Consider the following 26,344-nt stretch of genomic DNA (forward strand, 5'->3'; position numbering starts at 1 on the left):
GTTAACCAACCCGGCATACTGCATCTAATCAAATACAGTCAGGTCGTTACTTCAGAACCTACACAGTGGACGCGAGCAACTGAGGACAAGCCCTCGGCCTATTAGTACCAGTCAACTCCACCCGTTACCAGGCTTCCATATCTGGCCTATCAACCCAGTCGTCTACTGGGAGCCTTAACCCCTCAAAGGGGGTGGGAGTACTCATCTCGAAGCAGGCTTCCCGCTTAGATGCTTTCAGCGGTTATCCTTTCCGAACGTAGCCAACCAGCCATGCCCTTGGCAGGACAACTGGCACACCAGAGGTTCGTCCGTCCCGGTCCTCTCGTACTAGGGACAGCCCTTCTCAATACTCCTACGCGCACAGCGGATAGGGACCGAACTGTCTCACGACGTTCTAAACCCAGCTCGCGTACCGCTTTAATGGGCGAACAGCCCAACCCTTGGGACCGACTCCAGCCCCAGGATGCGACGAGCCGACATCGAGGTGCCAAACCATCCCGTCGATATGGACTCTTGGGGAAGATCAGCCTGTTATCCCCGGGGTACCTTTTATCCGTTGAGCGACGGCGCTTCCACAAGCCACCGCCGGATCACTAGTCCCTACTTTCGTACCTGCTCGACCCGTCAGTCTCACAGTCAAGCTCCCTTGTGCACTTACACTCAACACCTGATTGCCAACCAGGCTGAGGGAACCTTTGGGCGCCTCCGTTACTCTTTAGGAGGCAACCGCCCCAGTTAAACTACCCACCAGACACTGTCCCTGATCCGGATCACGGACCCAGGTTAGACATCCAGCACGACCAGAGTGGTATTTCAACAATGACTCCACAACCACTGGCGTGGCTGCTTCAAAGTCTCCCACCTATCCTACACAAGCCGAACCGAACACCAATATCAAGCTATAGTAAAGGTCCCGGGGTCTTTCCGTCCTGCTGCGCGAAACGAGCATCTTTACTCGTAATGCAATTTCACCGGGCCTATGGTTGAGACAGTCGAGAAGTCGTTACGCCATTCGTGCAGGTCGGAACTTACCCGACAAGGAATTTCGCTACCTTAGGATGGTTATAGTTACCACCGCCGTTTACTGGCGCTTAAGTTCTCAGCTTCGCCGACCCGAAGGTCGACTAACCGGTCCCCTTAACGTTCCAGCACCGGGCAGGCGTCAGTCCGTATACATCGCCTTACGGCTTCGCACGGACCTGTGTTTTTAGTAAACAGTCGCTTCTCGCTGGTCTCTGCGGCCACCACCAGCTCAGAGTGCAAGACTCATCACCAGCAATGGCCCCCCTTCTCCCGAAGTTACGGGGGCATTTTGCCGAGTTCCTTAACCATAGTTCACCCGAACGCCTCGGTATTCTCTACCTGACCACCTGAGTCGGTTTAGGGTACGGGCCGCCATGAAACTCGCTAGAGGCTTTTCTCGACAGCATAGGATCATCCACTTCACCACAATCGGCTCGGCATCAGGTCTCAGCCTTAATGTGTGACGGATTTGCCTACCACACGGCCTACACCCTTACCCCGGGACAACCACCGCCCGGGCTGGACTACCTTCCTGCGTCACCCCATCGCTTACCTACTACCACCTTGGATCGGCGGCTCCACCACGTCCCTTTGTCCGAAGACTCCAGGCCGGCTTCACGGCCTTAGCATTAATGGATTCGATATTGGGCGTTTCAAAGCGGGTACCGGAATATCAACCGGTTGTCCATCGACTACGCCTGTCGGCCTCGCCTTAGGTCCCGACTTACCCTGGGCAGATCAGCTTGACCCAGGAACCCTTAGTCAATCGGCGCACACGTTTCCCACGTGTGTATCGCTACTCATGCCTGCATTCTCACTCGTGAACCGTCCACAACTCGTTTCCACGGCTGCTTCACCCGGCACACGACGCTCCCCTACCCATCCACACACCCGTTAGGGCTATTGCATGAATGACACGACTTCGGCGGTGTGCTTGAGCCCCGCTACATTGTCGGCGCGGAATCACTTGACCAGTGAGCTATTACGCACTCTTTCAAGGGTGGCTGCTTCTAAGCCAACCTCCTGGTTGTCTCTGCGACTCCACATCCTTTCCCACTTAGCACACGCTTAGGGGCCTTAGTCGATGCTCTGGGCTGTTTCCCTCTCGACCATGGAGCTTATCCCCCACAGTCTCACTGCCGCGCTCTCACTTACCGGCATTCGGAGTTTGGCTAAGGTCAGTAACCCGGTAGGGCCCATCGCCTATCCAGTGCTCTACCTCCGGCAAGAAACACACGACGCTGCACCTAAATGCATTTCGGGGAGAACCAGCTATCACGGAGTTTGATTGGCCTTTCACCCCTAACCACAGGTCATCCCCCAGGTTTTCAACCCTGGTGGGTTCGGTCCTCCACGAAGTCTTACCTCCGCTTCAACCTGCCCATGGCTAGATCACTCCGCTTCGGGTCTTGGGCACGCTACTCAACGCCCTATTCGGACTCGCTTTCGCTACGGCTTCCCCACACGGGTTAACCTCGCAACATACCGCAAACTCGCAGGCTCATTCTTCAAAAGGCACGCAGTCACGACTGCATGTGCAAGCACATACAGCGACGCTCCCACGGCTTGTAGGCACACGGTTTCAGGTACTATTTCACTCCGCTCCCGCGGTACTTTTCACCATTCCCTCACGGTACTATCCGCTATCGGTCACCAGGGAATATTTAGGCTTAACGGGTGGTCCCGCCAGATTCACACGGGATTTCTCGGGCCCCGTGCTACTTGGGTGGTTCTCAAACGAGCCGCTAATGTTTCAGCTACGGGGGTCTTACCCTCTACGCCGGACCTTTCGCATGTCCTTCGCCTACATCAACGGTTTCTGACTCGTCTCACAGCCGGCAGACTGCAAAAGAGAACTCCCACAACCCCAACCACGCAACCCCTGCCGGGTATCACACGTGACTGGTTTGGCCTCATCCGGTTTCGCTCGCCACTACTCCCGGAATCACGGTTGTTTTCTCTTCCTGCGGGTACTGAGATGTTTCACTTCCCCGCGTTCCCTCCACACTGCCTATGTGTTCAGCAGCGGGTGACAGTCCATGACGACTGCCGGGTTTCCCCATTCGGACACCCCCGGATCAAAGCTTGGTTGACAGCTCCCCGGGGCCTATCGTGGCCTCCCACGTCCTTCATCGGTTCCTGGTGCCAAGGCATCCACCGTGCGCCCTTAAAAACTTGGCCACAGATGCTCGCGTCCACTGTGCAGTTCTCAAGCAACGACCAGCCACCCACCACCCCAACCCGAAGGCTGAGTTCACTGGGGCCGGCATCGCGAAGGTCCAGACCATCGGCCCGTACCCTCAGATACCCAACAACGTGCCCGGCCCACCCGATCAATCCCCACGTTCCACGCCGAAGCAGTACTAGTGACAACCAATCAAGTGCGCCGAATAGTCAACGTTCCACCCATGAGCAACCAGCATCAGACATTCGCTGATGTACTGGCCTCTGACCAACCGAAGTTGGTAAGAAGTGCTCCTTAGAAAGGAGGTGATCCAGCCGCACCTTCCGGTACGGCTACCTTGTTACGACTTCGTCCCAATCGCCAGTCCCACCTTCGACGATTCCCTCCCACAAGGGGTTGGGCCACCGGCTTCGGGTGTTACCGACTTTCGTGACGTGACGGGCGGTGTGTACAAGGCCCGGGAACGTATTCACCGCAGCAATGCTGATCTGCGATTACTAGCAACTCCGACTTCATGGGGTCGAGTTGCAGACCCCAATCCGAACTGAGACCGGCTTTTTGAGATTCGCTCCACCTCGCGGTATCGCAGCTCATTGTACCGGCCATTGTAGCACGTGTGCAGCCCAAGACATAAGGGGCATGATGACTTGACGTCGTCCCCACCTTCCTCCGAGTTGACCCCGGCAGTCTCCTGTGAGTCCCCATCACCCCGAAGGGCATGCTGGCAACACAGAACAAGGGTTGCGCTCGTTGCGGGACTTAACCCAACATCTCACGACACGAGCTGACGACAGCCATGCACCACCTGTACACCGACCACAAGGGGGCGCCTGTCTCCAGACGTTTCCGGTGTATGTCAAGCCTTGGTAAGGTTCTTCGCGTTGCGTCGAATTAAGCCACATGCTCCGCTGCTTGTGCGGGCCCCCGTCAATTCCTTTGAGTTTTAGCCTTGCGGCCGTACTCCCCAGGCGGGGAACTTAATGCGTTAGCTGCGGCACGGACGACGTGGAATGTCGCCCACACCTAGTTCCCAACGTTTACGGCGTGGACTACCAGGGTATCTAATCCTGTTCGCTCCCCACGCTTTCGCTCCTCAGCGTCAGTATCGGCCCAGAGATCCGCCTTCGCCACCGGTGTTCCTCCTGATATCTGCGCATTTCACCGCTACACCAGGAATTCCGATCTCCCCTACCGAACTCTAGCCTGCCCGTATCGAATGCAGACCCGGGGTTAAGCCCCGGGCTTTCACATCCGACGTGACAAGCCGCCTACGAGCTCTTTACGCCCAATAATTCCGGACAACGCTTGCGCCCTACGTATTACCGCGGCTGCTGGCACGTAGTTAGCCGGCGCTTCTTCTGCAGGTACCGTCACTCTCGCTTCTTCCCTGCTGAAAGAGGTTTACAACCCGAAGGCCGTCATCCCTCACGCGGCGTCGCTGCATCAGGCTTTCGCCCATTGTGCAATATTCCCCACTGCTGCCTCCCGTAGGAGTCTGGGCCGTGTCTCAGTCCCAGTGTGGCCGGTCGCCCTCTCAGGCCGGCTACCCGTCGTCGCCTTGGTAGGCCATCACCCCACCAACAAGCTGATAGGCCGCGGGCTCATCCTTCACCGCCGGAGCTTTCCACCACCAGACCATGCGGTCGGTGGTCGTATCCGGTATTAGACCCCGTTTCCAGGGCTTGTCCCAGAGTGAAGGGCAGATTGCCCACGTGTTACTCACCCGTTCGCCACTAATCCCCTCCCGAAGGAGGTTCATCGTTCGACTTGCATGTGTTAAGCACGCCGCCAGCGTTCGTCCTGAGCCAGGATCAAACTCTCCGTGAATGTTTACCCGACTGCGTTTAATTAAAAACTGCGGGTCAACACACACGAGAGCGGAACAACCAGACGGAATAGGTCCGGTCGTTCACAGCGTCCTCGCTGTGTGTGCCACCCCGACCGCATGGGCCGTGGTGGGCTTTCAAAGGAACCTCATCCACCGAGGTGGACGGGGTATCAACATATCTGGCGTTGACTTTTGGCACGCTGTTGAGTTCTCAAGGAACGGACGCTTCCTTTGTTCCTGTTTCACCAGGATCTCCGGGCGCTTCCCTTCGGTCTTGCGTTTCCGACTCTATCAGATCCTTGCGGGCCCGATTTTCGCCGGCGCGTTTCCGCCTTTCGGCTTCTTCGCGTTTCCAACCTTACCAGATCCGTTTCCGTCTCCGGCCCCCTGTTGGAGCGGGGTGACCGTCCGGCTTTCGCTTTCCGGCCTTTCCGACTCTATCAGACTCGATTTCGTTCCGTTGCCGGTCCGAATTCGTTTCCGAATCCCCGTCGGAGGGGAGTGCCTTTTGGCTTTTCCGACTTTATCAGAAAGCATTCGGCCGAATTGATCGGCCGGGGGTTCTGATAAGTGGTCGGTTGCGCCTCGCCGAATGGAAATTCCGGCCGAAGCGGAGGAGAGACTACCCGTCGCTGATGAACTTGTCCAGTTCGTTGCAACCGTTCAAATCTACCTCCCCCTGGTGCACGTGTCAACGGGCTCCTGGGGCGAAGAGGAGATTAGCAGGTCAGCGAGGCCCGATGCACATCACGCGGCGGTCGGGACAGTGGCTTCGCGATCGATGAGGTCCACGTCGCCGGTGGCTCCGGCGCGTACGGCGCGGCCGCCCAGGACGTAGACGTAGACGAGGAAGGCCAGTTCGGCGGTGATGCCGATGCCTATACGGGCCCAGGTGGGCAGGCCGGAAGGCGTGACGAAGCCTTCGAGGGCGCCGGATATGAAGAGCACCGCGGCGAGTCCGATGGCGACGCCGAGGGCGGAGCGGCCTTCCTGGGCCAGGGCGGTCCGACGGGTGCGCGGGCCCGGGTCGATGAGGGTCCAGCCCAGGCGGAGGCCGATGCCGGCCGTGACGAAGACGGCGGTCAGTTCGAGGAGGCCGTGCGGAAGGATCAGTCCGAGGAAGGTGTCGAGACGGCCGGCCGAGGACATCAGGCCGATGCCGACGCCCAGATTGAGCATGTTCTGGAAGAGGATCCACAGGACAGGGAGGCCGGCGAAGGCTCCGAGGACGAGGCACAGGGCGACGGCCTGCGCGTTGTTCGTCCATACCTGGGCCGCGAAGGCGGCGGCGGGATGGCTGGAGTAGTAGGTCTCGTACTCGCCGCCGGGACGGGTCATGTTGCGCAGGTCATCCGGGGCGCCGATCGCCGCCTGGACTTCGGGGTGGGCGGCGATCCACCAGCCGATGAGGGCGGCGGCCGCGGTGGAGAGGACCGCGGTCGGGATCCACCAGTGGCGCAGGCGGTAGACCGCCGCGGGGAAAGCCGTGGTGAAGAAGTGGGCGGTGTCGCGCCACGAGGCCTTGCGGGCGCCGGTGACCGTACTGCGGGCGCGAGCCACCAAGGAGGTGAGGCGGCTGGTCAGCACCGGGTCCGGGGCGCTGGAGAGGAGGAGGGAGAGGTGGGTGGTGGTGCGCTGGTAGAGCGCGACCAGTTCGTCGGCCTCCTCTCCGGTGAGGCGGCGTTTGCGCTGGAGCAGGGTGTCGAGGCGGTCCCATTCGGCGCCATGGGCCGTGACGAAGACATCGAGGTCCATAGGGTGTCGCTCCTCGCGGCGCCGTGGGTGGGGGCCGGATCAGCTTGGCAGACTGGCCGTGCCCGGCGTGGGGCGGGCGGGACTTCGGTGAGCGAGAGGGAGTGGGGCGCGGCGTGAGTGAACTCGTCACGGGTGAAGCGGTGGTACTGGGGCTGCGGCCGGCCAGGCTGCCGAGCCGGGGTCTGGCGGTGGCCCTCGATGTGGCGGTGGCCTGGGCGGTCTACCTCGGCGTATCGCTGCTGTTGTTGGGCGCGACCTCGTCGATGGACAGTGCGGCGGTGGCGGCCGTGTCGGTGGCGACGTTCGTGCTGGTCCAGGTCGGGATACCCATCGTCATCGAGACGCTGAGCAACGGCCGGTCGCTGGGGAAGCTGGTCTGTGGGCTGCGGGTCGTACGGGAGGACGGCGGGCCGATCCGGTTCCGGCATGCGTTGGTGCGTGGGGCGGTGGGGGCCATCGAGGTCGTGATGACGATGGGTGTGGTGGCGGCCCTCGCCTCCTTGCTGTCGGCGCGGGGCCGCCGGGTGGGGGATGTGTTCGCGGGGACGCTCGTCATACGGGAGCGGCTGCCGGTGGCCGAGGTGGGGACGGCGCTGCCGCCTCCGCCTCCGTGGCTGGCGGCGGAGCTCGGGGCGCTGGATCTGTCGCGGGTGCCCGATGGGTGGTGGCTGACGGTGCGGCAGTACCTGGCGCGGAGTGGGCAGCTCGATCCGCAGGTCGGCGAGGCGATGGCGGGGCGGCTGGTGGAGGACCTGCGGGGGTTCACCGGGGTGCCGGGGCCGGTGGGGGTACCGCCGGCGGCGTATCTGGCGGCGGTGGTCGGGGAACGGCAGGCACGGGAAGCGCGGCGGGCGTTCGGGGCCTCGGCGGTCGGCGGGGTGGCGGCGGCGGGCGTGGCACCGTCCCTCGCGTCGTCGGCGATCGGCGGGGCGCCATGGGCCGGCGGGACGCCGTTGGTTGGTGAGGCGCCCTCGGCTGGTGGAGCTTCGGCGGCGGTCGGGGAGCCGGGAGTTGCCGGTGGTGGGGGGTCGTGGGGTGGTGGGCCGGCGGCTTCGGGCCGTGCCGTGGGGGCCACGGGGGATGCGGTGTCTTCGGCGGCGGTCGGGGCCTGGGCGGTACCCGGGGGTGGGACAGCTCCCGGCGGGGATGGGGCTGCGGCCCCGGCTGGGCTGATGCGTCATGGCGGGGACGGGGCGCCTGGGGTGCCGGTGCGGGAGCGCGGGGGCGAGGAAGGCGGTGGCGGAGGAAGGCCGCCGCGTACGGGGTTCGCTCCGCCGGTGTGAGCCGCTGATGTGAGTCGCGGCGTGGCCCTCGGAGGAAGTCGCTGGTGTGAGCCCGCCCTTGTGTTGTGGGGAGCCGGTCAGGGAGGGCCGGCTGCTGTCCAGGGGGCGGGGCCGGGGCAAGCCCGTGGTGGGCGCCATGTGGCCCGGCGTGTGCTCCGCGTCGGCTCGTGGCGTGGTGTGACAGGGCGTGCTGTGGCAGGTGAGGGGCGGGAGCGCCGGAGCGCGTCGGTCAGGGGAACGTCGACGGTGGGGATTCGAGGGATTCGAGTTCGATGCCGGGGGCGGAGAGGACCACGTCGCCGGCGATGTGGACAGTGTGCTGTTCGCCGGTCTCCAGGTCGTTGACCTGGTATTCGTCGGCGATGAGGGGGGCGTTGTCAGTGGCGTGTGGTGTGCTTTTCAGCAGGGCCCAGGACTGGTCGAGCGTGCGGGGGGCGAGGACGGGGGGTGTGAAGGCGACGAGGCGGGTGCGGACGGCGCCGGCGCCGAGTGCGGGGCGCAGCAGTCGCGCGGTGGCGATGAGGAAGGCGGGGGACGCGCCGGTGAAGGCGTGGGCGGGGACATTGCCCTCAGTGGCGTGTTCACCGGTCGGGTCGGTACGTACCCAGGTCACGCCCTCCAGGGCGGCGCCGCGGACCTGCCAGGCGGAGGCGTGGAGTTCGAGGCGGAGCGGCCGGCCGAGCTCGTCGAGGGTGAGGTCGACGGAGCCGATGTGGTCGCCTGCGGGGTTGACGATCTGGGAGACGTAGCGCCAGCCGGAGGGGCCGGTGGCGCAGTGGAAGTGCTCTTCACCGAGGGGGGTGTGATCGTGCGGGTCGTGGAGGGAGTAGTGGCCGCGGGGCATAGGGGGTCAGATCCTTCGGGCGGCGCCGTGCCGGTGAGTCGGGGGCGGCGGGTCTGTGCGGGGTGCTTACGGCCCAGGCCCCCGCCGTGGAGGGCGAGGGCCTGGGATCACCGGCTGCTGAGGGGTGCACCAGAGGTCAGCGGGATGACCGGTGGGTGCGAGCCCGCTGGATCAGTAGCGGTAGTGGTCGGGCTTGTACGGGCCCTCGACCTGGACGCCGATGTAGGCGGCCTGCTCCGGGCGCAGCTCGGTGAGCTTGACGCCGAGGGCGTCGAGGTGGAGGCGGGCGACCTTCTCGTCGAGGTGCTTGGGCAGCACGTAGACGTCGGTGGGGTACTCCTCGGGCTTGGTGAACAGCTCGATCTGGGCCAGCGTCTGGTCCGCGAAGGAGTTGGACATCACGAAGGAGGGGTGACCGGTGGCGTTGCCCAGGTTGAGCAGACGGCCCTCGGACAGCACGATCAGCACCTTGCCGTCCGGGTGCGTCCAGGTGTGCACCTGCGGCTTGACCTCGTCCTTGACGATGCCCTCGAGCTTGGCCAGGCCGGCCATGTCGATCTCGTTGTCGAAGTGACCGATGTTGCCCACGATCGCCTGGTGCTTCATCCGCGCCATGTGCGACGCCATGATGATGTCCTTGTTGCCCGTCGTGGTGACGAAGATGTCCGCGCTCTCCACGACCTCGTCGAGGGTGGTGACCTGGTAGCCGTCCATCGCCGCCTGCAGCGCGCAGATCGGGTCGATCTCCGTGATGATCACCCGCGCGCCCTGGCCGCGCAGCGACTCCGCGCAGCCCTTGCCGACATCGCCGTAGCCGCAGACCACGGCCGTCTTGCCGCCGATCAGCACATCGGTGGCACGGTTGATGCCGTCGATCAGGGAGTGCCGGCAGCCGTACTTGTTGTCGAACTTCGACTTCGTCACGGCATCGTTCACATTGATCGCCGGGAAGAGCAGGTCACCGTCACGGTGCATCTCGTACAGACGGTGCACACCGGTCGTGGTCTCCTCGGTGACACCACGGATCTCGGACGCCAGGTCCGTCCACTTCTGCGGCGCCTCACCCAGCGTGCGGGTCAGCAGCTCCAGGATCGCCCGGTGCTCCTCGCTCTCCGCCGTCTCGACCGCCGGAACCTTCCCGGCCTTCTCGTACTCGACGCCCTTGTGCACCAGCAGCGTGGCGTCACCACCGTCGTCGAGAATCATGTTCGGGCCGCCGGTGGGCGAGTTCGGCCAGGTCAGCGCCTGCTCCGTGCACCACCAGTACTCCTCCAGGCTCTCGCCCTTCCAAGCGAAGACCGGAATACCCGCCGGCGCCTCCGGCGTCCCGGTCGGGCCCACCGCGATCGCCGCGGCCGCGTGGTCCTGGGTGGAGAAGATGTTGCAGGACGCCCAGCGGACCTCGGCGCCCAGCGCGGCCAGGGTCTCGATCAGGACGGCCGTCTGCACGGTCATGTGCAGGGAACCGGTGATCCGCGCACCGGCCAGCGGCCGGGCGGCGGCGTACTCCTTGCGGATCGCCATCAGACCGGGCATCTCATGCTCGGCCAGGGTGATCTCCTTGCGGCCGAAAGCGGCGAGGGACAGGTCGGCGACCTTGAAGTCCTGGCCGGTGGCTGCTGTCGTCATGCGGGCTGCTCCTCGAGCGTCGAGGTGGATGGGCTGGCAGTCTGCGGCGCGGGCCGGGGCCCCAGGGATGACTGGGGCGAATACGAGCGTACGCGGAAGCGGACGCACCCCTCTCCCTGGCCGCAGCGCAGTCCGTCGGAGGCCCTCTCTCCCTCGGCCGGTCCGCGGTGCGGACCGCCCGACCGCCATCAGCAGCGACGTCTGGCACTGGTCACGAATCTACACCGATCGGCCCAGCGAACCCCAGCCCGGAGGGGCCGATCCGGTGCGGTACCGGCCACGGAGGGGCGGTGGAACGGGCCGTGATTCCTCGGATTCGGGGTGCCGGCGGCCCGCGTTCCGGCTGCTGGGGCCCGGGCTCCGCAGGGCTTGGCGCGCGCTGTGACGTCATGCAGGATGCCTGGCAGCGCGGGAACAGGTGCACGTCCGCGCGCACGTTCGTAAGGAGAGTCACGTGACCACCACTCCAGCTGATCCCCCCACGGACGCGGGGAGCAGCGGGCAGGGGCTGAAACTGCTCGCAGTGACGGCCTGCCCGACCGGGATCGCCCACACGTACATGGCAGCGGAGAAGCTGGCCCAGACCGCCCGGTCCCTCGGGCACGAGATCAAGGTGGAGACGCAGGGGTCCATCGGGGCCGAGAACGTACTGTCTGACAACGATGTCAGAGCCGCGGACGGCATCATCATCGCCGCGGACAAGGAGGTGGACCGCAGCCGGTTCGTCGGCAAGAAGGTCCTTGCGGTCGGAGTGGCCGAGGGCATCCGGCATCCCGAGCAGCTGATCGCGCGGGTGCGGAACGCGCCGGTGTACGGGGGCGCGGAGGGCGACGGAGCCGGGGCGGGCACCGGCACGACGCCTTCCGGGGGCAGCAGTGGCGGCCGGGAGCGCAGCGTCGCGTACAAGGCGCTGATGAACGGCGTCAGTTACATGATCCCGTTCGTGGTGGTCGGCGGTCTGCTGATCGCGATCTCGCTGGCGGTGGGAGGTCACCCGACGCCCGAGGGGCTGAAGATCCCCGCGGGCTCGTTCTGGGAGGACGTCAACAACCTCGGCACCATCGGCTTCCAGCTGATGGTGCCGATCCTCTCCGGCTATATCGCCTATGCGATCGGCGACCGGCCCGCACTGGTACCGGGCATGATCGGCGGCTGGATCGCCACCCACGGCGAGCTGTACGGGATGAAGGACGCGAGCGCGGGCTTCATCGGCGGCATCGTCACGGGCTTTCTGGCCGGATATCTGGTCGTGTGGATCAAGAAGGTCGAGGTCCCCAAGTTCGCCCGGCCGATCATGCCGATCATCGTGATCCCGATCGTGGCCACGACCGCACTCGGCCTCTTCTTCATCCATGTGCTCGGCAAGCCGATCTCCTGGGTGTTCACCCATCTCACCGGCTGGCTCAGTGGCATGACCGGGACCAGCGCGATCGTGCTGGGGGCGATCCTCGGCCTGATGATCGCGTTCGACATGGGCGGGCCGGTCAACAAGACGGCGTTCCTCTTCGGGTCGGGTCTGATCGCCTCCGGAAACCAGACGGTCATGGGCATGTGCGCCGCCGCGATCCCGGTGATGCCGCTCGGCCAGGGGCTGGCCACGCTGATCCGTCGGCGCCGGTACTCCGAGCAGGAGCGGGAGACCGGGATGGCGGCGCTGTTCATGGGGCTCTTCGGGATATCGGAGGGCGCGATTCCGTTCGCCGCGGCGCGGCCGGCGCAGGTCATCCCGGCGAACATGCTGGGCGGCGCGGTGGCCGGTGCCCTTGCCGGGATGGCCGGAGTGGCGGATGCGGTGCCGCACGGCGGGCCGATCGTGGCGGTGCTGGGTGCGGTCGACGGGGTGCCGATGTTCTTCGTCGCCGTGGTGGCCGGAGCGGTGGTCACGGCGCTGGCGACGGTGATGTTGGCAGATGTTTCGGAGCGGAGGAAGAGCGGGGGCGTGCGGGTCGGGGCGCGGGCCGTTGGGGTCGGTGCCGGGGCTGGTGCCGGGGTCGGTACCGGTGTCGCCGCTGCCGTCGGGGGTGCGGCCGGCCGTCGCGTCACCGGTGGTGCCGCCGGTGGGGCGGGCACCGGGGTGGTCCCGGTGGCGTCGTCGGGCGCGGCGGAGCCGGTGGCTGCTGTCGTGGGCGGGAGCCCCGAGGTGGATGCCGGGCCTGAGGGCGGGGCGGACGGTACGTCCTGTACAGCCGCGGCGGTTGCCGCCGTGCCCGGGCAGGCCACTGCTTCCGGGCGGGGTGCGGAGGGCGATGCCGCGGGCCCCGATGCCGTGGACGGCGATGTCGCGGGCGGCGATTCGGCAGATGGCGGCGGCTCCGTCGCCGGTGGCAACGATGTCGGCGGGGACAGCGGCGAGGGTGGCAGTGACGCCGCCGAGGTGCTCTCCGGCCATCTCACCGGGCAGACCGTCAAGACGCAGCTCGACGCCGGCGAGAAGGAGGCGGCGATCCGCGAGATGGCCGAGCTGATGGCCGGCACCGGCAGGGTGTCGGACGTCGACGAACTGGTCCGGGTGGCGCTGGCGCGGGAGGCGCAGGGCACCACCGGGCTCGGCGAGGAGATAGCCATTCCGCACGCCAAGACGGACGCGGTGACGGCTCCGGTCGTCGGCTTCGCGCGGTCGGCGGAGGGTATCGACTGGGGCTCGCCGGACGGCACGCTCGCCAGGCTCGTCTTCATGATCTCGGTGCCGGAGGCGGCGGCCGGGGACGAGCATCTGCGCATCCTGGCGCTGCTGTCGCGGAAGCTGATGGACGCGGACTTCCGGGCCCGGCTGCAGGGGGCGGAGGACGGGACGGCGATTCTGCGCGTCCTCGGCGAGATCCACTAGAACGCCGACAGGACGTCCTCACGACTCCACTAGGGCATGGGCGAACACATCCCGTAGGGGGTGCGAGCGCCCCCTCGGGGCCGAGAACGCGGCGGGGCGGGGGCGGTATTCCCGGGGGGCGGTATTCCCGATTGGCGATTCGCCGGCGCTGTTTCCGGTGTCCGGGCGGCATCCGGGGTCGGGGCGGCATCCGGGGTCGGGGCGGTATTCGCGGATCCCCGGCGGTGTCCCCGGTTCTGGTGGCTTGCGGCATGGTCGATCCGGTGGCTCGGCGCCAGCGACGGGCGAGCGGCCGGCGGGCGGTGAGCGGCAGGCAGTGAGCGGCAGGCCGGGCGTCGTACGGCGAAGGCCCCCGCACTCTTCAGGAGTGCGGGGGCCTTTCGTTCGCGCGGTGGCTCGGTGCCCGTCGGCGCCAGCCGCGGGGCTCGGGAACCACGGGGCCTCGAAAACCCCCGGCGGCTCAGGAACCACCCAGGGCCTCAGGAACCGCCCGGTGTCTTCGACGGGTCGGCGCCTGCGGCGGCTGTGGCCTCGTCGTAGATGTCCGGCTCCAGGTAGATGACCCGGGCGATCGGCACGGCCTCACGGATGCGGGCTTCGGCGGCGTTGATGGCGTGGGCGACCTGGGTGGCGGTGCCGTCGTGACGGACCGCGATCTTGGCGGCGACCAGCAGTTCCTCGGGGCCGAGGTGGAGCGTGCGCATGTGGATGAGGCGGGTGACGACATCGCCGTCGACGACCGCCTCGCGGATCTTGGCGACCTGCTCGGGCCCGGCCGCCTCGCCCAGCAGCAGCGACTTGGTCTCGGCGGCCAGGACCAGGGCGATCACCACCAGCAGCGCGCCGATGCACATGGTGCCGATGCCGTCCCAGATCCCGTCGCCGGTGGCGAGGGTGAGGCCGACGCCGCCCAGTGCGAGGACCAGACCGATCAGCGCACCGAAGTCCTCCAGCAGCACGACCGGCAGCTCGGGGGCCTTGGCGCGGCGGACGAACTGGGCCCAGGTCTGCTTGCCGCGCAGCTCGTTGGACTCCTTGATGGCGGTGCGGAAGGAGAAGCCCTCGGCGATGATCGCGAAGACCAGGACGCCGACCGGCCAGTACCAGTTGTCCAGCGCGTGCGGCTCGTGGATCTTCTCGTAGCCCTCGTAGAGCGCGAAGACGCCACCGATGGTGAACAGGACGATGGAGACGAGGAAGCCGTAGATGTAGCGCTCGCGGCCGTAGCCGAAGGGGTGCTCGGCGGTCGCCTCGCGCTGGGCCTTCTTGCCGCCGAGCAGCAGCAGGCCCTGGTTGCCGGAGTCCGCGATGGAGTGCACACCTTCGGCCAGCATCGAGGAGGAGCCGCTGAAGGCGAAGGCCACGAACTTCGCTGCGGCGATCGCCAGGTTGGCGCCCAGCGCCGCAACGATCGCCTTTGTCCCGCCTGATGCGCTCATAAGTGCCGCATGTCCCTTCCGTCGTCCGGCCTTTACCGCCGCTTTAATGCTGCGGCGGTCATTGTTGCAGCCCGGCGGCGGACGTCCGCCAGGAGGCCACCTGGCGGACGGTTTCCGGCGCCCCGGCGGGCACGACGGCCCGGCCCCCGCCTGCGCCGCCGCCCGTCGGCTACGGCCGACGCGTGGGGCCCGTACGTCCCTCCGGCGCCCTAGGCCACGACCGTCGCGCGGAAGAGCGTGCCCTCGCCGGCGAGCATGAGGTGCTCACCGGGGCGCACAAATGCGGATTCACCGGGCGACAAGGTCAATTCATCCCCGGCCCGGCCCACGGCCCCGGCCGCGCCACCAGCACCGCCACCGGCTTCGCCGCCCGCCTCGTCGCCCGTCTCCCCGGCCCGCAGCCGGACCGTCCCCGCCGTGCACAGCAGGATCTGCGGCGTCCGGGAGGCGAGCGGGCGCGGTGCGGCGCCGGGGGCCAGGGCGAAGCGGGAGAGCCGGAACTCGTCGATGGGCGTCTCGTAGATCTCCTCGCCGTCCACCGCCTCGGGGCGCAGCACTCCCGCGTCGCCGGCCTCGAAGCGGACCACCCGCAGCAGCTCCGGTACGTCGACGTGCTTGGGGGTCAGACCGCAGCGCAGCACATTGTCCGAGTTGGCCATCAGCTCGACGCCGAGGCCGCTCAGGTAGGCGTGCGGGATGCCGGCGCCGAGGAACAGCGCCTCGCCGGGCTGGAGTTGGACGTGGTTGAGCAGCATGGCGGCGAGCACGCCGGGGTCGCCCGGGTAGTGGTGGGCGATGCCGGCGTACGCGGCGTAGTCCTGGGCGTACGGGCCGTCCTCGGCCGCCAGCCGGCCGGCCGCCACGGCCGCCCGCTCGACGGTCTCGGCCATCGCGTGGTGCTCGGCGCTCAGGACGGCGGTGAGCACCTCGCGCAGCGCGTCCTCCTCCGGGCTGGCGCGCAGGATGTCGACGTACGGCTTGAGGTCGTCGACGCCCAGGCCGGCCAGGAGGTCGGCGGACTGCGCCGGGTGCCGGAAGCCGCACAGGCCGTCGAAGGGGGTGAGCGCGACGATCAGCTCGGGCTTGTGGTTGGCGTCCTTGTAGTTGCGGTGGCCGGCGTCGATCGGGACGCCGCGCCGCTCCTCGTCGGCGAAGCCTTCCCGGGCCTGCGCGAGGTCGGGGTGCACCTGGAGGGAGAGCGGCGAGCCGGCCGCGAGCAGTTTGAGCAGGAAGGGCAGCCGGGGGCCGAAGGCGCGGACGGTGTCGGCGCCCAGCTCGGTGTCGGGGGCGGCGTCGATCACCTCGGCCAGGGAGACCGGGCCCGCGCCGCGGTCGATGCGGGAGGGGGCGCCGGGGTGGGCGCCCATCCACATCTCGGCCTGCGGTTCGCCGGTGGGTGCGGTGCCGAGGAGCTCCGGGAGGGCGGTGGTGGAACCCCAGGCGTAGGGGCGCACGGTATTGGCGAGGCGGTCCATGGGGCTACTGCTTCCTGAGGGGCGTACGTGGCTGCGCAGTCATGCGGCCGGCCTGCGGATGCGAGCCGGCCGCCAATGATCACTCGGTGCCGGCAAGCGCCAGGTAAACAGCACCGAAATCCACGATGGCGAGTAGTTCCGCGGCCTTCTCCAGATCGCTGCCGGCGTCCGGTTCCAGTTCGCTGACGGCGGTGTCCCGCTCCTCGGCGAGCGCCTGGGCGGCGCGGGTGGCGGACAGCGGGCCCGGCTCCTGCTCGCGCAGCAGCACGACTCTGGCGTGCATCGCGGCGGGCTGCTCGACCCGGTCGCGGAAGAAGTCGTCCGGGTCGGCGCCGGCGGCCAGCGCACCGGCCAGCAGGGTGCGGTGGGTGGCGAGCGCCTCGGGCAGCTCGGCGGCGAGCGCGGGGCGGCCGGCGAGCCCGGCCAGCTCGGTGGCGAAGTGCCGGCCGACGGCACCGGCGATGGTGCCCTCCGTCCAGATCAGCGGGAAGGAGTCGGCGAGGTCGGCGGCCAGCGTCTTGGCGGGGTTGGTGTACGTCGGGATGGCCGGGCCGCAGCGTTCGGCGAGCTGGTCGAGGCGGTCGGCGAGCTTGCCCAGGTCCTCCGGCGAGGCGCTGAGCAGGCCGATCCGGTCGGCGAGCGCGAGCAGCGGGATGAGCACCGACCAGAGGGTGCCGGGGGCGGCCGGCGGGGCGCCCTCGACGTCGAATTCGGCGTCGTAGGGGGTGGTCGCCAGCGGGACGACCAGGCCGCGGGCCTGGATGACGGCGTCGGCGAGCGGTCCGCCGGCCGGGGTGACGGCGACGACGGCGCAGCCGCGGCGGTAGGCCTGCTCGACCAGCTCGGCGAGGCCGGGGTCGGCGGCGTCCGGGCCGGGGAGCAGCAGCAGGTCCAGGGGTCCGGCCCAGCCGGGCAGCGTCCAGCGCAGGGCGCCGGGCAGCGGGGCGACTCCCGTGGGCGGGATGAGGGTGACCGGGCAGCTGCCGCCGCCGAGCGCCCGCAGGAGGTCGGCGACACCGGCCGCGGCGGGGCCGGGCCCGGCGACGAGCACGGAGCGCGGTCGCCCGTCGGGGGTGAGTTCGGGGATGCCGGATTCGGCGGCACTGCGGGCGGCGGTGCGGACCCGGGCGCCGGATTCGGCGACGCCGCGCAGCAGACCGAAGCGGTCGGCGCCCGCCAGTGCGTCAGGGGTGTCGAGGAGTGACTCGTCGAGCATGGTGGGCGCGGCCTCCGATCGCCGGTACGGGCGGGGGATACGCCGGGCGTGCCGGGGCGGCCCCGGCGGCGCCCGGTCAGGCGGGGCGGCGGGCCTCGTCGACGAGGAGTACGGGGATGCCGTCCCGGACGGGGTAGGCGAGGCCGCAGTCGCCGGAGGTGCAGCGCAGCTCGGCCGGTTCGTCGGCCGTCCGGTCGTCTAGCGGGGCATGGCACGCCGGGCAGGCGAGGATCTGGATCAGGCTGGCGTCGACCGGCATGGAGGGTGCTCCTTCGGGGCGGTTGCGGCGTGGCCAGCCTACCGCCGGGCGGGGGGCGGAGGCGTGCTCGGAGGGGTTTTGGGGTGGCGGGCGGCGAGGATGCCGCGAGCGCCCGCCACCCACGCAGGGTGGCCTCCGCTTTCACGGGCCGCCCCGGTGCCACGGGGTGCGGGCTCAGCCGCGGATGATCGCCAGGGCCTCGTCGCGGACCCGGTCGGCGGTGGCCCTGTCGCGGGCCTCGACGTTCAGGCGGAGCAGCGGCTCGGTGTTGGAGGCGCGCACGTTGAACCACCAGTCGTCGGCGGTGACGGTCAGTCCGTCCAGCTCGTCGAGGGTGACGCCGGCGCGGTTCTCGTAGGCCGTCTTGATCGCGGCGAGCCTGCCGGTCTGGTCGTCGACGGTGCTGTTGATCTCGCCGGAGGCCGCGTACCGGTCGTACTGCGCGACCAGCTGCGACAGCGGGCCCGGCTGGCCGCCGAGGGCCGCCAGGACGTGCATCGCGGCGAGCATGCCGGTGTCGGCGTTCCAGAAGTCGCGGAAGTAGTAGTGCGCGGAGTGCTCACCGCCGAAGATCGCGCCGGTCTTGGCCATCTCCTCCTTGATGAAGGAGTGCCCGACGCGGGTGCGGACCGGCGCGCCGCCGTTCTCCTTGACGACCTCCGGCACCGACCACGAGGTGATCAGGTTGTGGATGACCGTGCCGCCGGGGTGCTTGGCCAGTTCGCGGGCGGCGACCAGGGCGGTGATCGCGGACGGGGAGACCGGGTTGCCGTTCTCGTCGACGACGAAGCAGCGGTCGGCGTCGCCGTCGAAGGCGAGGCCGAGGTCGGCGCCGGTCTCGCGCACCCGCGCCTGGAGGTCGACGATGTTCTTCGGATCCAGCGGATTGGCTTCGTGGTTGGGGAACGAGCCGTCCAACTCGAAGTACAGGGCGTCGAGTTCCAGCGGCAGGCCCTCGAAGACGGTCGGGACGGTGTGCCCGCCCATGCCGTTGCCCGCGTCCACCACGACCTTCAGCGGGCGGATGCCGCTCAGGTCCACCAGGCCGCGCAGGTGGGCGGCGTAGTCGCCCAGGACGTCGCGCTGGGTCACGGTGCCCGGCTCGGCGGCCGGCTCGGGGGCGCCCTCGTCCGACCAGCGCTCGACCAGCGCGCGGATATCGGCGAGACCGCTGTCCTGGCCGACCGGCGCCGCGCCCGCGCGGCACATCTTGATGCCGTTGTACTGGGCGGGGTTGTGCGAGGCGGTGAACATGGCGCCGGGCAGCCCCAGGGCGCCGCTGGCGAAGTACAGCTCGTCGGTCGAGCAGAGACCGATTTCCGTGACGTCCACGCCGCGGGCCGCCGCGCCGCGGGCGAAGGCGCCGGACAGGCCGGGCGAGGAGGGCCGCATGTCGTGCCCGGTCACGATCGCGTCCGCGCCGGTGATCTCGGCGAAGGCGGCCCCGAACAGCTCGGCCAGCGTCTCGTCCCACTGGGTGGGGACGACGCCGCGTACGTCATACGCCTTCACGATCTGCGACAGATCAGTCACAGCCAGCCCTCCTGGAGAGTCTCTACGGACTCCCAACCTACCGGGCGGCGGTCGCGTATGCGGGCCGTGTATCCGGCCGTTGCGGGGTGCGGTGCCGCGGTGGGTCCGGGCCGCGCGCTCAGGCGGCGGGCCGTTCCCCGCGCGCTGGCGGGGAGGGGCCGCCGGCTCAGGAGTCCGGCGAGCGCAGCACCCGTAGATGGCCTCGGCGGGCGACTTCCATGGGGTGGGTGTCGCGGCTGCCCGGACTGGGGACGCCACCGGCACCGGCCGCACGCTCCTGGGGGCGGGCCGCCTCGCGTACGGCGTTCGCCAGGGCTTCGAGATCGTCGCCGCTGGGGCGGGCCGGGCCCGAGTCGAGGGCGAGGCGGACAACCTCCCAGCCGCGCGGCGCGGTCAGCCGCTCGGAGTGCTCGGCGCACAGGTCGTAGCAGTGCGGTTCGGCGTAGGTGGCGAGCGGTCCGAGCACAGCGGTCGAATCCGCATAGACGTACGTCAGCGTTGCGACGGCGGGGCGGCCGCACGCAGTGCGCGAACAGCGACGTACAGGGCTCACGACGTTGGACGGTACCGCACTCTTGAGCGGGCCGCGACGACTCTCCCCCGGCTCACCCAACCGTGTCGTCCCGCTTCGTCCGATGCGTCTGACCTGCACCCGCTCGGCCCGACCTGGGCCGCGCGCGCCGGGACGGACGACTCGCGGCAACGAATCCCGTCACAACTCGGTGCAATTCCTGCCATTACGGTGTCGCTCCGCGTTCTGATGCGGGGAGGCAAACGGACTCGACGCGGACAGGTCCGGTCAGCCGACGACATGCCACGTCTTGCCGCGCTCCCCGGTGCCGGGCGGCCCTCGACGGCTACGCTCGATCCTGATGGACAGTCCTGTACCTCCCCGACCGGCACAGCCGCGGATCCGCCGCCGCGACCGCCATGGCCGCGGCATGCGCGGCCCGATCGCGCCGCCCCAGGTGCCGCTGTCGGTGACCCGCGCCGACGCGTTCGTGGATCTTGTCTATGACTCCCGGGACCGGCTGGAGCGACGCTGGCCGCAGCTCTCCCAGGTCGACTTCCTGGTCCTGGAGGTGCCCGGTTCCGGGCCGGACGACGGTCCGGACGCGGCCGCCGACGAGGAGACCGTGCCGCTGGGGCGGGTGGTGCCGGCCGCGGGCGGATATCGCGACCGGATCGTGATCTACCGCAGGCCGGTGGAGATCCGGACGAAGAGCCGCGACGAGCGGGCGCTGCTGGTCCATGAAGTGGTGGTCGAGCAGGTCGCCGAACTCCTGGGACTGGCCCCGGAATCGGTGGACCCGCGCTACGGCCAGGAGTGAGGCCGCCGCGCGGGTCCGTGGGAGCGTGCGCGGTCAGTTCGTGAGGACCGACAGATCCTGGCCGGCGGTCGGGACGAGGACCGAGCCCCGGTCGTCGGGCAGCGTCTGGACGGTGAACGCGGGCACTCCGCCCTGCGGCCGGGCGAGCATGCGGGCCGCGTAGACGGGGCCGCTGCCGGACTCCGGCTCCACGGTCAGCGCGTAGCTCCCCTTCAGGCCCGGCGGACGGGGCGGCGCGATGTCGGCGCTGGTGCCGCCCTTGACCGTGTACGTCTTGGTGACCGGGGTGCCGCCGCCGCTGCCGGCCGACGCGGTGACCTTCACCTTCGCGTCCTTGCCCTTCTCCGGCGCGACCAGCGAGAGGGTGCTGTCCTTGCCGCGGTTGTCGACGGCGGTGGCGCGCTTCTCGACCGGCCGGGTCGCGGGGATGAACGCCATGTCCTGCTTGGCGCCCTTGCCTCGGGTCACCCGCACCGCGGCCGCGACCGGGACCTTGGAGCCGCTGTCGGAGGGCGTGAGCACCAGCGAGCCGGCCTCGCCCTTGGTGAGGTCCTTGAGGTCCACTGCCGTGGTCATCCCGCTCTTGAGATGCAGGTTCTCCAGACCGGCCGGGGTGATCATCCCGGTCGGGGTGGCCAGTTGCACCTTCAGGTCGGCGTCGGACTCGCCGGGAGCGAGGGCGACCAGCCGGACGGAGGTGGCGTCCTTGGGGATGCCGGGCAGCACCACGCTCGGCGACGGGTCGGCGGCGGCCGGCAGCCAGTCGCTGCCGAGCTTGCCGTCGCTCGCCTGGACGGCGGCGCCGACCCGGCCCTCGCGGGCGACGACGTGCAGGGACGCGTTGGTGGTGGGGGCGCTCGTCAGGGTGGAGAGCAGCACGGGGACCGTGGTGTGCGGCGGAACGGAGAGGTCCTCACCGGCCGAGCCCCCCAAGGCCCCGTCCTTGCCGCGCAGTTCGAGGTCGACGACGGCGGGGGTCGAGTCGGGGTTGGTGAGGTGGACGTAGTCCTGGCGATCCGTGGCGGTGCTGACGCCGGGGAACCAGAACGTGGTGTCGGGGGTGGTGCAGCCCAGGCCGAGCAGGCCGCGGCCGGCGCCGGCGGCGACCGCGGTGGTCTGCTGGACGGTCCAGCCGGGGGCGAGGGCGCCGTCCGCCGTGCCCACGAGGGCGGGGGCGTCGGGGCGGTCGGTGGTCGCGGTGACCGGCCGGCCCGCCTGCCGCAGGGGCGCGACGGGCTTGGTGTCGCGGGGGGCGATGGTCTGCCCGGCGGCGGAGTCCGCACCGCCGCCCTTGCCGCCCTTGGGGTTCTTCTTGCCCTTGCCCTTGTCGGCGCCGCCGTCCTCCCTGACGGTCCCGGCGGGCAGCAGCTGGGCGGTGCCCTCGCGGCCGTCCGCGCCGGCGGCCGCGCCCTTGGGGGCGAAGGCGGTGTAGGTGGTGTCGCCGACCTCGGAGGAGGTCGGGGCGGGGCACAGCAGCGCGGAGCGCTGGACGGGCAGCCGGGTGCTGCCGCGGGGCGCGTCGGGGGCGCCGCCGGCCGGGCCGGTCACGGCGGCGACGCCGGAGACGGCGGCCAGCGCCACGGTCACGCCGATCAGGGACATCATGGTGCGCTTCACTGCTGGTCGCTCCCGTCACGGCGCGGCTCGGGGTAGGAACCGGGGTACCCGGGATACGGGGCGCCGTCGTCGTAGGGCTGCTGTTGCTGCGGCCCGCCGTCGCCGTACTGCTGCTGCCCGTACCCGTACGGGTCGTAGGCGCCCGCCTGGTAGGGATCCGCGGCGTACGGGTCGGCGGCCTGGTAGGGGTCGGCCTGCGGGTAGGGCGGGGTGCCGTACTGCCCGGCCTGGTAGGGGTCGGCGGGCGCGTAGGGCTGCTGCTCGCCGGGGTGGCCCGGGACACCGGGCTCGCCCTGCTGGGCGGCCTGCCAGGCGTCGTAGGCCTGCTGCTGCGCCGCCGCCCCGTACGGGTCGGCGTCCGCCATGGGCGAGGCGGCCTGAGTGCCCTCGGGGCCCGCGTCCTGAGCGGGGATGCCCGCGGTCATCGGGTCGGCGGCCGGGTCGAGCGGCTGCTCGCCGGGGATGCCGGGGCCGGCCGCCGCCGGGTCGCCGGCGGACTCGGCCTCGGCCTGGGCCCGCAGGCGCCGGGCCCGGCGGCCGTCGCCGGTCGCCGCGGCGGCCTGGGCGGCGGCGGTGTCGTCGGGCAGGTCGTCGTCGATCTCCCGGCGGCGGCCCGGCAGCGCCAGGACCACCAGGACGACGGCGAGCAGGCCCTGCGCCCACAGCCAGAGGGTGTGGCCGATCGGGTTCTCGTGGGTGAGGTCGAGGGTGCCGCCGCTCGCGGGGAGCGTGAAGCCCTGGGCCCAGCCGTCGACGGTCACGGGCTTGAGCGGGGTGCCGTCGAGGGTGGCCTGCCAGCCCTCGTCGGCGGTGTCGGCCAGGCGCAGCACCCGGCCGTCGGCGCCGGCCGGCACCTTGGTGTGCGCCTCGACGGGGCCGGCCGGTACGGCGACGGGGGCCGCGGCCTCGCCGGCGCCGTCCTTGGCCTCGCCCGAGACGATCGAGAGCCGCGAGACCCGCCGGTCGACGCGCCACAGGGCGCTGCCGTCGTCCTGGCTGAGCCGGGTCAGGCCCGGGGTCGAGTCCAGGACCCGTCCCATCTCGCGCGGCGCCCCGTCCCTGACCAGGACGTAGCGGACCGCGTAGCCGCCGAGCTGGTCGGTCTGGTCGGCGCCGGAACCGGCGACGAGGTGGGCGACGATGCCGCCGAGCCGCTTGTCCTCGCCCGCTTCGGCGGCCAGGTCGGCGTCGCCGAGCCCGGCCCCGGAGCCGCGGACGAGGGAGTAGTCGACATGGCCCGGCTTGCCGTCGAGGACCAGGGTGCGGGCGCGGTCGGCGGTGCCGGACTCCTCGGCGACGAAGGCCGGGACCTGCTCCGGGTTGCGCCGCTCCAGCGGACCGGCCGCGCCGGTGATCATCCAGCTGACCGCGGCGTAGAGCGGGGCGAGCACGGACGCCAGCGCGATCAGGACGGCGACCGGCTGCTTCCAGCCGAAGCCGAGGCTGGCCATGCGGGTGCGGATGCCCTCGGCGCCGATCGCGGCGGCGCACAGCAGCGCCAGGCCGTAGACGAGCATCGCGGGACCGGTCCAGCCGGAGCCGTTGCCCAGCGCCGCGAGCAGCAGGCCGGTCAGCGCCACCGCCCAGGCGGTACGGATCGCGCGCTGCCGCGCGTCGCGCAGCGTCGCGGCGAGCGCGGCCAGCACGATGCCGAAGAGCAGCATCCCGCCGACGGCCTTGGGGCCGCCGGGGCTGAGCCCGATGAGGTCGAGCACGGAGGCGGAGCCGGCGCCGTAGTCGAGCCCGGCTTCCTGGAAGAAGCGGGACGGCCGGGTGAGCAGCGACAGCGACCAGGGGGCGAGCACGACGAGCGGCGCGAGGGCCACGACCAGGAAGCGCAGCCCGTAGGCCACCAGCTGGTCGCGGCTGCCATCCAGCAAACGCAGCACCAGCAGGCCGAGACCGAGCAGCACCGCGATCGGCCAGACGACCGGGGTGAAGGCCATGGTGAAGGTGACCAGCAGCGCATACGCCCAGGTGGCGCGCCAGCTGGGACGGATACCGGCCTGCAGCCGCAGTCCGCTCGCCGCGACGGCGGCGCGCGCCATCAGCGGCAGCAGGATGGCGAGCACCGCGGTGCCCAGCCGGCCGCCGGCCAGCGCTCCGGCGGCCGCGGGCAGGAAGGCGTACGCGATGCTCGCCCAGGCCCGCAGCAGCCGGGAGGCGACCAGCGGGCGGGAGGCGAAGTAGGCGGTGAGGCCGGCCAGCGGGACGGAGCAGACCAGCAGCAGGGTGAGGGCGAAGCCGGTGCTGCCGAAGAAGATGCTGGACACCAGGGCGACGACCGCCAGGTAGGGCGGCGCGGAAGCACTGTCGCCGACGCCGACCGCATGCCAGCTGTCGGCGTACGCCGACCACAGGTCGGACACGCTGCCGGGCGCGGGCAGCATCGCGCCGCCGGCCAGCGCGCCGGAGCCGAGCAGTGCGCGGCAGGCGACGAGGGAGACCAGCAGCAGGAGGAGGAAGAGCACCGGTGCGGGCTTGCGGGCGATCCGCTTGAGCCGGGCGAACTGCTCGATCTCCAGGAAGTCGGCGTCGTCGCCGCCGGGGCCGGACTCGACCGCGCCGTGCCGGCCGGCCGAGGCCACATCGGGTGCGGCCCGCCCGGCGACGTTGCCGGCGACCTGTTCGACGGTGGCCCGGACGGTCGCGCCGGGTGGCGGGAAGAGCGCCCGCAGTTCGCTCGCCTCGACCGCGGGGCGGCCTCTCTTCTTCCGGGCGGCGAGGATCTTGCCGGGCCGCAGCAGGGTGCCGAAGAGTCCGGCGAGTTCGTCGAGCGCCTGGCCCGGAACCTTGCCGACGAGGTAGGCGATGACCCGCAGGAAGGTGCCGATCAGCAGCCGCAGCAGGACGTACGGGAGGGTCGCGCCGCGGGTGTTGGTGAGCAGGGTGTAGACGGCGCCGGCCTTGTCGACGCGGTGCGGGTTGGCGACGGAGCGGCCGACGCAGTCGATGGGGCGGCGCTCGCGGGCGGCGGCCTCGGCGTGCCGCAGGATCGCGTCCGGTGCGACCAGGACCTGGTGGCCGGCGGCCTGGGCGCGCCAGCACAGATCGACGTCGTCACGCATCAGGGGCAGCCGGCGGTCGAAGCCGCCCAGCTCCTCGTAGACGTCACGGCGGATGAGCATGCCGGCGGTGGAGACGGACAGCACGGGGCGTACCTGGTCGTGCTGGCCCTGGTCCTGTTCGCGGCGGTCCAGGCCGGTCCAACGGCGACCGCTGCGGGCGATGCTGACACCGGCTTCGAGCAGCTGCCGGCGGTCGTACCAGCTGCGCAGCTTGGGTCCGACGATCACGGTGGAGGGGCTGGCGTCGGCGACCCGCAGCAGCTCGGCGAGCGCGTCCGGCTCGGGCGCGCAGTCGTCGTGCAGCAGCCACAGCCACTGGACCGGTTCGCCGTGCGGCAACTCCGGCATGTCGTACGCCTCGTCGCGCCAGGTGCGGCTGACCGGGTCCCAGCCGCTGGGGCGGCGCAGGTACGGCAGGTCGTCGGGGGTGAGTTCGGGGGCCGTACGGACGGCTTCGTCGACGGCGGTGCCGAATCCGGACCGGCGGGCGAGATGCAGCACCCGCTGGTCCCCGATGGCCTCGGCGAGCAGCTGGGCGGAGTGGTCCGCGCTGCCGGTGTCGGCGCCGATGACGTTCTGCACCGGGCGCTCCTGGCCGAGCAGGCCGGTGAGCGCGTCGGGCAGCCAGCGGGCGCCGTCATGGGAGACGATCACGGCGGTGACGACGTGCCGCGGGAACTCTGGGGTGGCGGCTGCATATGAGGCGGCCTGAGCGGCCGACTGGCTGTGCACGGACATCGAGGTACGGGCCCTCCGGACCCGGGAGTTCGAAGGCCCGTGGCGAAGTCGCGCTGGGCCCCCGCCCCCGGAAGACACTGCGACGGACTACGAGGCGACGCGCGCGCCTCGTAGGGCGGCGGCGCATCTCGGACGGGGCCCCACACTAATGGTTCGCGCCGGTGCCCCGACGGGGCCCGTACGAAGCAGTGCACAGCAGTCCGCCTCCGGCGCACGAGTCGCTGGAGGCGGAGGGTTCGCTATAGGGGGATATGGGGAGTTGGGGTGGTACGGCGGCGTGGTCCGTGAGGCCGC

The 26,344-nt window shown here is 69.8% G+C and carries 14 protein-coding genes and 2 rRNA genes; 3 read left to right on the top strand and 13 right to left on the bottom strand.

Going from position 1 to position 26,344, the window contains the following annotated elements:
• Window positions 1-81 precede the first annotated feature (81 nt).
• The 3 genes from Scani_RS31530 to Scani_RS31540 all read right to left on the bottom strand — a co-directional run bounded on the left by Scani_RS31530 (window position 82) and on the right by Scani_RS31540 (window position 6,791).
• Window positions 82-3,204: ribosomal RNA gene (locus Scani_RS31530) — 23S ribosomal RNA — on the bottom strand.
• 302 nt (window positions 3,205-3,506) lie between these two features.
• Window positions 3,507-5,035: ribosomal RNA gene (locus Scani_RS31535) — 16S ribosomal RNA — on the bottom strand.
• Together the 16S and 23S rRNA genes form the textbook arrangement of a ribosomal RNA operon.
• Window positions 5,036-5,783: 748 nt before the next feature.
• On the bottom strand, window positions 5,784-6,791 hold the full coding sequence (locus Scani_RS31540) for a stage II sporulation protein M (protein WP_159481160.1): 1,008 nt from the start codon (window positions 6,789-6,791) through the stop codon (window positions 5,784-5,786).
• Window positions 6,792-6,904: 113 nt separating this feature from the next.
• On the opposite strand from Scani_RS31540, the gene Scani_RS31545 reads away from it, so the two are divergent.
• Window positions 6,905-8,074, top strand: a complete 1,170-nt coding sequence (locus tag Scani_RS31545; protein ID WP_159481161.1) for an RDD family protein — start codon at window positions 6,905-6,907, stop codon at window positions 8,072-8,074.
• Window positions 8,075-8,303: 229 nt separating this feature from the next.
• Here the strand turns inward: Scani_RS31545 and Scani_RS31550 are convergent, their stop codons facing one another.
• Window positions 8,304-8,918, bottom strand: a complete 615-nt coding sequence (locus tag Scani_RS31550) for a hypothetical protein (protein ID WP_159481162.1) — start codon at window positions 8,916-8,918, stop codon at window positions 8,304-8,306.
• Between the two features lie 171 nt (window positions 8,919-9,089).
• Window positions 9,090-10,547 (bottom strand): adenosylhomocysteinase, encoded by a 1,458-nt coding sequence (ahcY, locus tag Scani_RS31555; RefSeq protein ID WP_159474064.1) that lies wholly within the window; start codon window positions 10,545-10,547, stop codon window positions 9,090-9,092.
• A 454-nt stretch (window positions 10,548-11,001) separates the two neighbouring features.
• Here ahcY and Scani_RS31560 point away from each other — a divergent pair, with 454 nt between their 5' ends.
• Complete coding sequence (locus Scani_RS31560; RefSeq protein WP_159481163.1) at window positions 11,002-13,374, top strand: fructose-specific PTS transporter subunit EIIC; 2,373 nt, start codon at window positions 11,002-11,004, stop codon at window positions 13,372-13,374.
• Between the two features lie 479 nt (window positions 13,375-13,853).
• Here the strand turns inward: Scani_RS31560 and Scani_RS31565 are convergent, their stop codons facing one another.
• The 6 genes from Scani_RS31565 to Scani_RS31590 form a co-directional block, all read right to left on the bottom strand.
• On the bottom strand, window positions 13,854-14,813 hold the full coding sequence (locus Scani_RS31565; RefSeq protein WP_159481164.1) for a cation diffusion facilitator family transporter: 960 nt from the start codon (window positions 14,811-14,813) through the stop codon (window positions 13,854-13,856).
• Window positions 14,814-15,022: 209 nt separating this feature from the next.
• Window positions 15,023-16,288 (bottom strand): mannose-6-phosphate isomerase, class I, encoded by a 1,266-nt coding sequence (manA, locus tag Scani_RS31570; protein WP_159481165.1) that lies wholly within the window; start codon window positions 16,286-16,288, stop codon window positions 15,023-15,025.
• A gap of 79 nt (window positions 16,289-16,367) precedes the next feature.
• Window positions 16,368-17,504, bottom strand: coding sequence for an SIS domain-containing protein (locus tag Scani_RS31575; RefSeq protein ID WP_159481166.1), 1,137 nt, complete (start codon window positions 17,502-17,504; stop codon window positions 16,368-16,370).
• 76 nt (window positions 17,505-17,580) lie between these two features.
• Window positions 17,581-17,763, bottom strand: a complete 183-nt coding sequence (locus Scani_RS31580; protein ID WP_159481167.1) for a Trm112 family protein — start codon at window positions 17,761-17,763, stop codon at window positions 17,581-17,583.
• Between the two features lie 174 nt (window positions 17,764-17,937).
• Entirely contained in the window at window positions 17,938-19,296 is a 1,359-nt protein-coding gene (locus tag Scani_RS31585; protein ID WP_159481168.1) for a phosphomannomutase/phosphoglucomutase, read from the bottom strand.
• 166 nt (window positions 19,297-19,462) lie between these two features.
• Window positions 19,463-19,909 (bottom strand): DUF3499 domain-containing protein, encoded by a 447-nt coding sequence (locus Scani_RS31590; protein WP_159481169.1) that lies wholly within the window; start codon window positions 19,907-19,909, stop codon window positions 19,463-19,465.
• Window positions 19,910-20,168: 259 nt separating this feature from the next.
• Between Scani_RS31590 and Scani_RS31595 the strand changes: the two genes are divergently transcribed.
• Complete coding sequence (locus Scani_RS31595; protein WP_174872774.1) at window positions 20,169-20,627, top strand: metallopeptidase family protein; 459 nt, start codon at window positions 20,169-20,171, stop codon at window positions 20,625-20,627.
• A gap of 33 nt (window positions 20,628-20,660) precedes the next feature.
• On the opposite strand, the gene Scani_RS31600 is transcribed toward Scani_RS31595, so the two are convergent.
• Together Scani_RS31600 and Scani_RS31605 are read right to left on the bottom strand one after the other, a co-directional pair.
• Window positions 20,661-22,244: a DUF5719 family protein gene (locus tag Scani_RS31600; protein WP_159481170.1), complete on the bottom strand. Its 1,584-nt coding sequence runs from the start codon at window positions 22,242-22,244 to the stop codon at window positions 20,661-20,663.
• On the bottom strand, window positions 22,241-26,050 hold the full coding sequence (locus Scani_RS31605; protein ID WP_159481171.1) for a glycosyltransferase family 2 protein: 3,810 nt from the start codon (window positions 26,048-26,050) through the stop codon (window positions 22,241-22,243). The genes Scani_RS31600 and Scani_RS31605 overlap by 4 nt, the downstream gene beginning before the upstream one ends.
• Between the last annotated feature and the right edge of the window lie 294 nt (window positions 26,051-26,344).

It is taken from the genome of Streptomyces caniferus (assembly GCF_009811555.1).
In the GTDB taxonomy this organism is placed as follows: Bacteria; Actinomycetota; Actinomycetes; order Streptomycetales; family Streptomycetaceae; genus Streptomyces; species Streptomyces caniferus.